Annotated in this window: 14 protein-coding genes; 3 read left to right on the top strand and 11 right to left on the bottom strand. The window is 68.9% G+C overall.

Features of this window, described 5'->3' with window-relative positions:
• Positions 1 to 113: 113 nt before the first annotated feature.
• On the bottom strand, positions 114 to 965 hold the full coding sequence (gene pdxY, locus ACWGID_RS39605; RefSeq protein ID WP_452204530.1) for a pyridoxal kinase PdxY: 852 nt from the start codon (positions 963 to 965) through the stop codon (positions 114 to 116).
• A gap of 85 nt (positions 966 to 1050) precedes the next feature.
• Here pdxY and ACWGID_RS39600 point away from each other — a divergent pair, with 85 nt between their 5' ends.
• Positions 1051 to 1746: an alpha/beta fold hydrolase gene (locus tag ACWGID_RS39600; protein WP_452204529.1), complete on the top strand. Its 696-nt coding sequence runs from the start codon at positions 1051 to 1053 to the stop codon at positions 1744 to 1746.
• On the opposite strand, the gene ACWGID_RS39595 is transcribed toward ACWGID_RS39600, so the two are convergent.
• The 5 genes from ACWGID_RS39595 to ACWGID_RS39575 all read right to left on the bottom strand — a co-directional run bounded on the left by ACWGID_RS39595 (position 1730) and on the right by ACWGID_RS39575 (position 5413).
• Positions 1730 to 2236 carry a DivIVA domain-containing protein gene (locus ACWGID_RS39595; RefSeq protein ID WP_452204528.1) on the bottom strand — a complete coding sequence of 169 codons (507 nt, stop codon included), beginning with the start codon at positions 2234 to 2236 and terminating at the stop codon, positions 1730 to 1732. The genes ACWGID_RS39600 and ACWGID_RS39595 overlap by 17 nt on opposite strands.
• Positions 2236 to 3354: a 23S rRNA (adenine(2503)-C(2))-methyltransferase RlmN gene (gene rlmN / locus ACWGID_RS39590; protein WP_452204527.1), complete on the bottom strand. Its 1119-nt coding sequence runs from the start codon at positions 3352 to 3354 to the stop codon at positions 2236 to 2238. Before rlmN ends, ACWGID_RS39595 begins: the two co-directional genes overlap by 1 nt.
• Positions 3355 to 3387: 33 nt before the next feature.
• Entirely contained in the window at positions 3388 to 3705 is a 318-nt protein-coding gene (locus tag ACWGID_RS39585; RefSeq protein ID WP_452204526.1) for a SelT/SelW/SelH family protein, read from the bottom strand.
• Positions 3706 to 3745: 40 nt separating this feature from the next.
• Positions 3746 to 4417, bottom strand: coding sequence for a C39 family peptidase (locus tag ACWGID_RS39580; protein WP_452204525.1), 672 nt, complete (start codon positions 4415 to 4417; stop codon positions 3746 to 3748).
• A gap of 99 nt (positions 4418 to 4516) precedes the next feature.
• Positions 4517 to 5413, bottom strand: coding sequence for an LLM class flavin-dependent oxidoreductase (locus ACWGID_RS39575; protein ID WP_452204524.1), 897 nt, complete (start codon positions 5411 to 5413; stop codon positions 4517 to 4519).
• Positions 5414 to 5475: 62 nt separating this feature from the next.
• Between ACWGID_RS39575 and ACWGID_RS39570 the strand changes: the two genes are divergently transcribed.
• Both ACWGID_RS39570 and ACWGID_RS39565 read left to right on the top strand, forming a co-directional pair.
• Positions 5476 to 5880, top strand: a complete 405-nt coding sequence (locus ACWGID_RS39570; RefSeq protein ID WP_452204523.1) for a MarR family winged helix-turn-helix transcriptional regulator — start codon at positions 5476 to 5478, stop codon at positions 5878 to 5880.
• A 49-nt stretch (positions 5881 to 5929) separates the two neighbouring features.
• Positions 5930 to 6874: an LLM class flavin-dependent oxidoreductase gene (locus ACWGID_RS39565; RefSeq protein WP_452204522.1), complete on the top strand. Its 945-nt coding sequence runs from the start codon at positions 5930 to 5932 to the stop codon at positions 6872 to 6874.
• On the opposite strand, the gene ACWGID_RS39560 is transcribed toward ACWGID_RS39565, so the two are convergent.
• The 5 genes from ACWGID_RS39560 to tsf all read right to left on the bottom strand — a co-directional run bounded on the left by ACWGID_RS39560 (position 6864) and on the right by tsf (position 10635).
• A complete protein-coding gene (locus ACWGID_RS39560; protein WP_452204521.1) occupies positions 6864 to 7472 on the bottom strand; it encodes a GNAT family N-acetyltransferase in 609 nt (202 codons plus the stop codon). The genes ACWGID_RS39565 and ACWGID_RS39560 overlap by 11 nt on opposite strands.
• On the bottom strand, positions 7472 to 8317 hold the full coding sequence (locus ACWGID_RS39555; protein ID WP_452204520.1) for a phosphatidate cytidylyltransferase: 846 nt from the start codon (positions 8315 to 8317) through the stop codon (positions 7472 to 7474). Before ACWGID_RS39555 ends, ACWGID_RS39560 begins: the two co-directional genes overlap by 1 nt.
• Positions 8317 to 8871, bottom strand: a complete 555-nt coding sequence (gene frr / locus ACWGID_RS39550) for a ribosome recycling factor (RefSeq protein WP_452204555.1) — start codon at positions 8869 to 8871, stop codon at positions 8317 to 8319. The genes ACWGID_RS39555 and frr overlap by 1 nt, the downstream gene beginning before the upstream one ends.
• A gap of 136 nt (positions 8872 to 9007) precedes the next feature.
• Positions 9008 to 9769 carry a UMP kinase gene (gene pyrH / locus ACWGID_RS39545; RefSeq protein ID WP_387776798.1) on the bottom strand — a complete coding sequence of 254 codons (762 nt, stop codon included), beginning with the start codon at positions 9767 to 9769 and terminating at the stop codon, positions 9008 to 9010.
• A gap of 47 nt (positions 9770 to 9816) precedes the next feature.
• Entirely contained in the window at positions 9817 to 10635 is an 819-nt protein-coding gene (gene tsf, locus ACWGID_RS39540) for a translation elongation factor Ts (protein ID WP_452204519.1), read from the bottom strand.
• Positions 10636 to 10797 lie beyond the last annotated feature (162 nt).

Here is a 10797-nt window from a genome sequence, read left to right as displayed (position 1 = left end):
CCGCCACGCGCCCCCCCTGGCCCCCCCTCCCGCCCGTCGCCGCCGCCGGCCCGTTGGGCACGTCTACCCCCCGCGCCGACCCGCCCGCCGGGGCGGCCGAACTGGTCAGCTGATCAGGCGACGCGCTGCGGCGTGAACTGCATCTTCGGGTTCGCGTACGCGTCCTGCGACTCGACGAGCTGCAACTCACGCTCGCCCGACTCGTGGGTGCGCGTGAGCAGATCGAACACGCTCGACGTCGTCCGCGCCAGCGCATCCGAGAGATCGCCCGTACGGCGGTAGTGCGCCGTGAACAGCGCCGCGGTCACGTCACCCGACCCGTTCGCCTTCATCGGGATGTACGGCGTCTGCACGAGCCACGCACCGCTGTCGTCGACCGCCAGCATCTCGATCGTGCCGTCCTCGCGGTCCGGGCGCTCCACGCTGGTGACGAGCACCGTGCGCGGCCCGGTCTCACGGACCAGCTTCACCGACTCCAGCGTGGACTCGAGCGTGTCCGGCTCGGTGTTGGTCAGGAAGCCCAGCTCGAACTGGTTGGGCGTGATGATGTCGGCCGCCGGAACCACCCGGTCGCGCAGCAGCACCGGGATGGCCGGAGCGACGAAGCACCCGGACTTCGCGTTGCCCATCACCGGGTCGCACGAGTACACCGCCGTGGGGTTGGCCGCCTTCACGCGCTGCACGGTCTCCAGGATCACGTCAGCGATCCCCTCGCCGCCCTGATACCCGGACAGCACCACGTCGATCTGCGGAAGGACGCCGCGCTCCTCGATGCCCAGGAGAACCTCGCGCACGTCGTCCGGACTGATCATCGGCCCACGCCACGCCCCGTAGCCGGTGTGGTTCGAGAAGTTCACCGTGTAGACCGGCAGCACCTCCACGCCAATGCGCTGCAGCGGAAACACGGCCGCCGAGTTCCCCACATGCCCGAACGCAACCGCCGACTGAATAGACAGGATCTTCACCAATCGATCATCCCACCCACCCCTCAGCAGCCTTCTCCTGGTAGGGGAAGGCAGTTTGTCGGTGGGGTGGTTTAGCGTGCTCGGGGTGACGGATTTTGTGGTGGTGCCGGGGGCTTGGTTGGGGGCTTGGGCCTGGGACGGGGTGGCGGAAGTGCTGCGCGACCAGGGGCACGGGGTGTGGGCGGTGACGTTGAGCGGGCTGGCTGAGCGGAGCGGTGTGGACGCGGGTCAGCAGCAGCACGTCGAGGACATCGTCGCGGTGATCGAGTCGGAGGATCTGCGAGACGTCGTGCTCGTGGGCCACAGCTACTCGGGGATCCCGGTCGGGCAGGCGGCGGCGCGGATCGGCGACCGGCTGCGGCGGGTGGTGTACGTCGACTCGAACATCCCGACCGACGGGCAGTCGTTCGTGGACGGCTGGTCCGCGGAAGGGCAGGCCTGGGTGCGCGGCCAGATGGAACAGTCCGGCGGCTATTGGCCACCACTCACGACCGAGGACTACGTCGACCAGGACCTCACGGACGAGGCGATCGCGCTGATCCTGGAGCGCGGTACGCCGCATCCCGGCCGGGCGATCACCGAGCCGGCGTACCTCGCGCGACCGATCGGCGAGCTCCCCAGCACCTACATCAAGTGCCTGATGGACGGCGCGACGCCGTTATCCGTCGTGCTCGAGCAACTCCGGTCCCCGTCCTGGGAGCTCGTCGAGCTGAACACCGGTCACTGGCCGATGTTCTCCCAGCCCGAAGCCCTGGCGAAGATCCTCACCGAGGTCCGCTGAGCCATCCCTCGGCGGTGTCGAGGAACGCGTCCACCTGCTCCACGTCGTACCCCTCGGTCAGCCGCACCGGGGTGAACTGGACCCGCCGGATCTCCCGGACCGTCACCGGACGCTCCACCGGCAGCCCGTTCACGGTCGCCAGCAACCGGTCGATGAACTCGTCGACCTCGTACGGCGCGTATCCCTCGCGCAACCGCACCGGCGTGAACAGCGGCGCCGTCCGCTCCCCCACGGCCGGCGCGGGCGCGGCGACCGGACGATCCGGCAGCCACCGCTCCGCGTCCATCAGGAAGTCGTCGACCTCGTCGACCGGGTAGCCCACGCCGAACAACGGCGTACGGAATGCTGCGTTGCGCAGCTCGTCGACAGTCAGGGCCGGTCCCGTCGACCGGCGCTCGACCGTGGCGAGGAGGCGTTCGACGAGCGCATCGACCTGCCCGCGGTTGTACCGCTGGCCGATCCGGCGCACGGAGAACGCGGGCTTCAGCATCAGGACTCGGACGCGGCGAGCTGCCCGCAGGCGCCGTCGATCTCCTGACCGCGGGTGTCACGGACGGTCGTCGGTACGCCGCCTGCTTCGAGCCGCCGGACGAACTCGCGCTCGTCGGCCGGGTCGGAGGCGGTCCACTTCGAGCCGGGCGTCGGGTTCAGCGGGATCAGGTTGACGTGCACCCAGCCCCAGTCGCCCCGCGCGGTCAGCTTCTCCGCCAGCAGGTCGGCCCGCCAGGCGTGGTCGTTGATGTCCCGGATCATCGCGTACTCGATCGACACCCGGCGCTTGGTCTGCTGCGCGTACCCCCACGCCGCATCCAGCACCTCGTCGACCTTCCAGCGGTTGTTGATCGGCACCAGCTCGTCGCGCAGCTCGTCGTCCGGCGCGTGCAGCGACAGCGCGAGCGTGACCGGGATGCCCTCGGTCGCGAGCTGGTTGATCCGCGGCACCAGCCCGACCGTCGACACGGTCACGCCGCGGGCCGAGATCCCCAGGCCCTCCGGCGACGGGTCCGTGAACCGGCGTACGGCGCCCATGACGGCCTTGTAGTTCGCCATCGGCTCGCCCATGCCCATGAACACGATGTTCGAGACTCGGCCGGGGCCGCCGGCGATCTCACCGCGCGCCAGCGCCCGCGCACCGTCGACGACCTGCTCGACAATCTCCGCGGTCGACATGTTCCGCGTGAGGCCGCCCTGACCGGTCGCGCAGAACGGGCACGCCATCCCGCAGCCGGCCTGCGACGATACGCACATCGTGGCGCGGCCCGGGTAGCGCATCAGGACCGACTCGACGAGCGAGCCGTCGAGCAGCTTCCAGAGCGTCTTACGGGTCTGCCCGTTGTCGCACTCCATGTCCCGCACGCGGTGCAGCAGCGGCGGCATCAGTTCGCCGACCAGCTTGTCGCGGGTCGCGGCCGGCAGATCGGTCATCTCGGCCGGGTCGGACGTCAGCCGGGAGAAGTAGTGATTGGACAGCTGCTTCGCCCGGAACGCGGGCTCGCCCAGCGCCGTGACCGCCGTCCGCCGCTCCTCCCCGGTGAGATCGGCGAGGTGCCGCGGGGGCTTCTTGGCGCGGCGCGGCTCATCGAACACGAGGGGAAGCGAAGTAGTCATAACCGCCCTATTGTCGCAAGCCGGTCCGGCGGTTCACAAATTCACATCCGCAGCGTGCTGCGGATCACTCTCCCGGCGGTCCGAGTGCCCGAGCTTGCGGTCCGGCGCGATCCGGTCCCGGACCATCTGCTTGAGCAGCGGGATTTCGGCGAACCCGCCCTCCGCCTTGCGCGACCAGAGCAGCTCGCCGTCCAGGTGGATGTCGAACACTCCCCCGGTCCCCGGTACGAGCGCGACCTCGCCGAGCTCCTTCGGGAACGTCGTCAGCAGCTCCTGCGCGGTCCAGGCGGCGCGCATCAACCACCGGCACTGCGTGCAGTACTCGATCTCCAACCGCGGTTCCCTCGTCACGGCGACCAAGGTATCTCGCCGCCGTGACGAGGGCGTTTCCTCAGGCCGAATAGCCCTTCGGCGGAATCAGCGTCGCGAGCTGGTTGAAGGTCAGCCAGTACGTCGCGGTCGGGGCGAACCCGGCCGGGTCGGCGATCAGGACTGTCTGGTCGCCGGAGTCGTACCCGATCACGGTGAAGTAGTGGTAGATCGTGTAGTTCGGGTAGCCCGGCGGGTGGTTGTTGGCCGGGGCAACGATATTGGCGACGATCGGGTAGTTGTTGTCGATGTCGAGGACAATGTCCCGCCAGAGCAGGTCACGCTGCGCCTGGGTGGGCGGGTCGTTGGGCATCTCCTTGGTCTCGTACCAGCCGGTGCCGAGGTGGTTGTTGAGCACCCGGGTGACCTGGCCGATCCAGTCGGTGCCGTTGGTGGTGGTCGGCAACTCGTTGGCCAACTGCTGCTGGCTCGGCGGCGAGATCCGGGCCGACAGCGCGATCCGGGTCGCCGCCGGGCCGCACCAGTAACCGGTCTGCTGGTACTGGAAGTCGATGTTCAGCGTCTTGACAGTCTGCGTCGAGAAGCCGAGCCTCGGCACGGGTTTGGCGGCGGCCGCAGGTGCGGCATCGACTGTCCGGGCGGGCTGGGCGGTTGCCGTGGACATCGGAAGGGCGGCGGCTGCAATGAGCGCGAGACCGCAGAGCGCGGCCTTGAACTTCGTCGTGGGGGTCATGTCAGCTCCTCACTGGGACGACCGGGGCGGGTCGTCCTGTGTTTGATACTGACACAGCAACTATCGGTTCGGGTGAAAAAATCACCGAGCCTTTCGAGCTCAGTGGAAAGGGTCGATGATTTCCCGGACCAGCCACCGCACGGCGTACTCCGGGTACGGCCGCGGGAGCGACAACACGATGTGATCGAAGCCGAGTCTGACGGCCTTCTCGACGATCGCGCGGGTCGAAGCCGGATCGTCGTACGAGACGATCTGCTGCAGTGATCGGCTGATCGTCGACGGATCGCGACCGATCCGCGCACACTCCTCGTCGAGCCGGCGCATCCGATCGGCGAGTGTGTCGAAGTCGGTGTGCGGCGGCCCGCTGATGTTCCACACGTCGGCGTACTCCGCGACGAGGCGCAGCATGCGATTGCCCCAGCCACCGATCAGCAGCGGCGGACCGGCCGGCTGGATCGGCTTCGGCGCGTTGCGGTTGCGTTCGAGTGAGTAATAGCGGCCATGGAAGTCGAACTCGTCCTCGGTCCACATCCGCCGCAGGATCTCGACAGTTTCGCGGAGCCGGTCGACCCCCTCGCCCGGCGGAACGAGCGTCAGCCCGTAGGCGGCGTACTCCTCGATGGCCGGGTTCGGTCCCGCGATGCCGCTCTGGCCGGCGGGTTGATGGGTGCCGCCGGCGCCGAGGCCCATGATCAGGCGGCCGCCCGAGATGACGTCCAGCGTGCTCGCGACCTTGCCGAGCACGGCAGGCGGGCGGATCCGGTTGCTGGTGACAAGCAGCCCCAGGCGCAGCCGGGTGGTTTGCGCGGCGAGCGCGCTCAGCAGCGTCCAGCCCTCGAGTACGTCGCCGTTCTTCGGGCCGGCGAGCGGGAGGAAGTGATCCCAGAGCCAGGCGTCGCGAATCTGCGGGACCTCGTCGGCTTCGAGCCAGACGCGGCGGATGTCGGCGTACGGGACGTGCATCGGAGTGGTCTTCAGACCGAAAGTCGGTGACATAATCGTCAGGGTAACTGATGATCAGTATTCCTGACGATCAGTTCCCCGGTAGATTCGACGGTATGGCGTCCGACCGGCTGGGATATCTGCTCAAACACGTCCTGGCGCAGCTCACCGAGGCACAGACCAAGGCGCTGGCGCCGCACGGACTGAACGGCCGCGACCTGGCTGTCCTGTCGGCTGTCGCGTCGGGTGAACCGCTGTCCCAGCTCGAGGTCGCCGCGCGGTTGCGGGTGGACCGTACGTCGATCGGCGACCTGCTCGACGGGCTCGAGGAACGCGGCTTCGTCGAGCGCCGGCGCAGTCCGGAGGATCGGCGGCGGAACGTCGTCGTACTGACTTCACTCGGTGAGTCCACGTTCGAGACGGCGGAGCGGATCCGGCGGGAGGTGGAGCAGCAGTTCCTCGCTCCCCTGACGGCTCCGGATCGCTTCCGCGACGATCTGCGGCTCCTGCTGGGGGAATGAGGCCTCCGGCCTGCCCGTTGAACTGAACATGCTCTCCGTCCCTTTGTCAGTGCTCGATCGGTCCAGGACGCGTGTCGGCGAGTCGGAGGCGGAGACGCTGCGAGCCACCGTCGAACTCGCGCAGCAGGTCGAAGAGCTTGGCTACAAGCGGTTCTGGGTGTCGGAGCACCACAGCGTTCCGGGCGTCGTCGGCTCGGCGCCGACTCTGCTGGCCGCAGCCGTTGCCGCCCGCACCGAACGGATCCGCGTCGGCACCGGCGGCGTGATGCTGCCGAACCACAGGCCGCTGGTCGTGGCAGAACAGTTCGGCGTCCTGGAATCGCTGTATCCGGGCCGGATCGACATGGGCCTCGGCCGCTCGGTCGGCTTCACCAACGGGGTACGGCGTGCGCTCGGGGTCGACAAGGATGCGGCCGACGACTTCAGCACCCAGGTCGAGGAGCTCCTCAGCTACCTCGCCGGTACGTCGGGCGACCAGGTCCACGCCCGCCCCGGCGAAGGGCTCGATCTCCCGCCGTTCATCCTGGCCGTCGGTGAAGGCGCGACGATCGCCGCGTCGTTGGGACTGCCCGTGGTCCTCGCTGCCCGCTCCGATTCCACGTCAGTCCTCGAGGACTACCGGAGTACCTTCCGGCCGTCGGCGTGGGCCACTGAGCCGTACGTGATCCTCGCCGTCACTGCCGCGATCGCGGACTCCACCGAGGCCGCCCGCGAGCTCCTGCTGCCCGAGGCCTGGGCGAGCGCGTACTCACGCACCCGCGGAGTCTTCCCACCGCTCCAGGCCGAGGTACCCGACGAGATGACCGCCCGCGAGCAGGAGTTCTTCGAGAACGCACTCCGCGGCCAGATCTACGGCACAGCAGACAAAGTCGATCAAGCCCTTGGCGATCTGGTACGTCGTACCGCGGCCGACGAGCTCCTGATCACCACGAACACGTTCGACCGGTCCGCGCTGCTCGCCTCCTACGCGGCGCTGGCGAAGCTCAGCGGCTGATCCGGGCCTCCAGGCGCTTCCGCACCTCGGGCCACTCGTCGGCCAGGATCGAGAACACCACGGTGTCCCGGAACGAGCCGTCGGCCTGCCGCATGTGCCGCCGCAGCACGCCCTCGCGAGTCGCGCCGAGCTTTGCGATCGCCGCCTGCGAGCGGGTGTTCTTCGTGCCGGTCTGGATCTTCACGCGGCCGAATCCGCACACCTCGAAGGCGTGCTCGAGCAGCAGCAGCTTGGCGGCCGGGTTCACCGCGGTCCCCCAGACCGCCGGCGCGTAGCCGGTGAAGCCCAGGTGGGCCCGCTCGTTGACCAGGTCGACGTCCGCGAGGCTCGACGTACCGACGACTGTTCCGGCGGCGCCGAGCGGGCTGTCGGCAACCAGCCGGACCACGTACGCGAACCGTTTGGCCGCGGCCGGGATCCATTTCGCCCGCATGTCCTCGGCGCTGCCCGGCATCGCAGCGGGGCCGCCGCCGAACCCACCGGCGTACACCTGCTCGTTGGCGATCGCGGCGTACAGCTCGTCGATGTCCTCGGACCGCATCCGATCCAGCCGTACGACATCACCAATCAGCGACCGGCCATCCGGTGCAACGGTCATCACTTCACCAGCAAGTGGAGAACGAGCCACACCGCGGGGGCGGTTGCGAGCAGTGAGTCGAGACGGTCCATCACGCCGCCGTGACCGGGCAGCAGGTTCGACATGTCCTTGATGCCGAGGTCGCGCTTGATCATCGACTCAGCGAGATCGCCGACCGTCGCGGTCACCACGGCGACCGCGCCGACGATCGCGCCGACCCACCAGTTGCCGTCGAGCAGCAGCACGACCGACCCGATACCGGCGCCGATACACGCCAGCGTCGACCCGGCGAAGCCCTCCCACGACTTCTTCGGACTGATCGTCGGCGCCATCGGGTGCTTGCCGAACAGCACGCCCGCGGCGTACCCACCGACATCACTCGCGACCGTGACCAGGAAGAACGTCGTCACCCGCTGCGGCCCGTCGGCCTCCGGTTGCACGAGCAGCACGGCGAAACCGGCCAGCAACGGGACGTAGCCGATCAGGAACACGCCGGCGGACGTGTCCCGGACGAACCCGACCGAACCGCCCGGCATTCGCCAGAACAGCGTCCCCAGAACGGTGCCCGCGAGCGCCACGAGCAGCGCCATCGGTCCCCCGAAGTACGCCGCGACGAGCATCGCCGCCGTACCGACGAACAGCGGGATTCGCGGGATCACCGCGCCGCCGGTACGCAGTGCCTTCATCATCTCGTCGACCGCGACCAGCACGGTGGCCAGCACGACGACGACGAACAGCACCTTCTGCCAGTACAGCGAGCCGATGATCAGCGCGCCCAGTCCCACTCCGACCGCGATCGCCGCGGGCAGGTTCCGCCCGGCGCGGCTCGGGCTGGGACTCGGCGCGGGCGTGCTCTCGACGCCCATCACACCTCGAGCAGTTCGGCTTCCTTGTGCTTGAGCAGGTCGTCGATGGAGTCGACATACTTCTTCGTCAACCCGTCGAGCCGCTTCTCAGCACTCTTGCCCTCGTCCTCGCCGGCGTCGCCGTCCTTGACGGTCTTGTGCACCTGGTCCATCGCGTGCCGGCGGATGTTGCGCATCGAGACCTTGGCGTCCTCGGCCTTGGTCTTCGCGAGCTTGATGTACTCCTTGCGGCGCTCCTCGGTGAGCTGCGGCATCACCACGCGGATCACGGCACCGTCGTTCCCCGGGTTCACCCCGAGGTCGGAGTCGCGGATCGCCTTCTCGATCGCCGCCATCGCACCCTTGTCGTACGGCGAGATCAGCACCGTGCGGGGCTCCGGGACCTGGAAACCGGCCAGCTGCTGCAGCGGCGTCGGGCTCCCGTAGTAGTCGGCCAGGATGCCCGCGAACATCTGCGGGTGCGCACGGCCGGTGCGGATCGCGGCGAAGTCGTCCTTCGCAACCTCCACGGCCTTGGACATCTTCTGCTCGGCATCGCGGAGAGCTTCGTCGATCACGACATTCCTCGCTTCCTCTGGGCCACCTCGGCGCGGCCACACTCCTACCCTACGAACGCGGGTCCACCAGATAACGGACATCGACCCGTGTTCGACGATCCTAGTCGTACGGGTTGGCCTGGCCTACGCCGGGTTACTGGCCGCGGGAGACGACCGTTCCGATCTTCTCGCCGTGCACGACGCGGGCGATATTGCCCTCCTCGAGACCGAAGATCACGATCGGCAGCGCGTTGTCGCGGGCCAGGCTGATCGCGGTGGCGTCGGCGACCCGCAGGCCGCGGGACAGGAAGTCGTCGTACGACAGCTGGTCGAACTTCACCGCGTCCGGGTTCTTCTTCGGGTCGGAGTCGTAGACACCGTCCACGCCCTGCTTGCCCATCAGCAGCGCCTCCGCACCGATCTCCAGCGCGCGCTGCGCGGCGACGGTGTCGGTGGAGAAGTACGGCATACCCGAACCGGCACCGAAGATGACCACGCGGCCCTTCTCCAGGTGCCGCTCGGCCTTGCGCGGGATGTAGGGCTCGGCGACCTGGCCCATGGTGATGGCGGTCTGCACGCGGGTCTCGATGCCGAGCTTCTCCAGGAAGTCCTGGAGGGCCAGGCAGTTCATCACCGTGCCGAGCATGCCCATGTAGTCGGCGCGGTTCCGCTCCATGCCGCGCTGCTGCAGCTCGGCACCGCGGAAGAAGTTGCCGCCGCCGACCACCACGGCGACCTGCACGCCTGCCCGGGCCACCTCGGCGACCTGCTTGGCGATCGAGTTCACGACGTCGGGGTCGACGCCGAGCTTGCCGCCGCCGAACACCTCACCCGACAGCTTCAGCAGCACCCGGTGGTAGGCCGGCGAGAACGGCGAAGAGGCCGGACTCGTCTCGGTACCCAGGGTTTCCGTCACGATTCCGGCCTCCTCGTTCGTTATGTCCGCTCAGATCCTTCGCGGGATCAGGCGCCGACCTCGAAGCGGGCGAACCGCTTCACGGTCACACCGGCGCTGTCGAGCACGGCCTTCACGGTCTTCTTGTTCTCGGTCACCGACGGCTGCTCGAGCAGGACGACGTCCTTGAAGAAGCCGTTCACCCGGCCCTCGACGATCTTCGGCAGGGCGCCTTCCGGCTTGCCCTCCTCGCGCGCGGTCGCCTCGGCGATCCGCTTCTCGTTCTCGACCGTCTCGGCCGGGACCTCGTCGCGGGTGGTGTACAGCGGGCGCATCGCGGCGGCCTGCATGGCGGCGCCGCGGGCGGCCTCGACGTCGTCACCCTCGAACTCGACCAGCACGCCGACCTGGGCCGGCAGGTCCGCGGCGCGCTTGTGCATGTACGCCGTGACCTTGCCGTCGAAGACGGCGACCTTGCCGAGCTCCAGCTTCTCGCCGATGACGGCGGCCAGGGCCTCGATGTTCTCGGCGACCGACTTGCCGTCGGTCAGCTTCTCGTTCAGCAGGCCCTCGATGTCGCCGACCTTGCTCGCCGAAGCGTGCGCGACGATGTCCGCGGCCAGCTGCTGGAACTGCTCGTTCTTGGCGACGAAGTCGGTCTCGCAGTTCAGCTGGACCAGCGCGTTCTCCGCCGCGGCCACCAGGCCGTTGGTGGCGGACCGCTCGGCGCCACGCTTCTGAGCCTTGGCCGCGCCCTTGATGCGCAGCTCCTCGATGGCCTTCTCGAAGTCGCCGTCGGTGGCCTCGAGCGCCTTCTTCGCGTCCATCATGCCCGCGCCCGTGGCGTCGCGGAGCTTCTTCACGTCAGCGGCGGTGTAGTTCGCCATTCCTCGTTCTCTCGTCTTCTCGATGCGGCTGGGGTGGGCGGGCAGCGCCGGCGGCCGGGCCGCGGCAGCTGGGAGATGGGGGCCCCCCGGGGCGCCCCCGCCGGGACCCCGCGGGGGGGGGGCGCGCCCGGCGGGGGGGCGCGCGCGGGGGGGCGCGCGCGG

The organism is Kribbella sp. NPDC054772 (assembly GCF_053611945.1).
Note: the sequence above shows the minus strand (reverse complement) of the source record. Positions and strands in the feature narration are given on the sequence as shown.

Excerpts from the sequence above, each read along its gene's own strand:
- ACWGID_RS39575 (WP_452204524.1), bottom strand. The coding sequence starts at position 5,413 with ATGTCACCGACTTTCGGTCTGAAGACCACTCCGATGCACGTCCCGTAC.
- rlmN (WP_452204527.1), bottom strand. The coding sequence starts at position 3,354 with ATGACTACTTCGCTTCCCCTCGTGTTCGATGAGCCGCGCCGCGCCAAG.
- ACWGID_RS39580 (WP_452204525.1), bottom strand. The coding sequence starts at position 4,417 with ATGACCCCCACGACGAAGTTCAAGGCCGCGCTCTGCGGTCTCGCGCTC.
- ACWGID_RS39570 (WP_452204523.1), top strand. The coding sequence starts at position 5,476 with ATGGCGTCCGACCGGCTGGGATATCTGCTCAAACACGTCCTGGCGCAG.
- ACWGID_RS39555 (WP_452204520.1), bottom strand. The coding sequence starts at position 8,317 with ATGGGCGTCGAGAGCACGCCCGCGCCGAGTCCCAGCCCGAGCCGCGCC.
- ACWGID_RS39560 (WP_452204521.1), bottom strand. The coding sequence starts at position 7,472 with ATGACCGTTGCACCGGATGGCCGGTCGCTGATTGGTGATGTCGTACGG.
- tsf (WP_452204519.1), bottom strand. The coding sequence starts at position 10,635 with ATGGCGAACTACACCGCCGCTGACGTGAAGAAGCTCCGCGACGCCACG.
- ACWGID_RS39595 (WP_452204528.1), bottom strand. The coding sequence starts at position 2,236 with ATGCTGAAGCCCGCGTTCTCCGTGCGCCGGATCGGCCAGCGGTACAAC.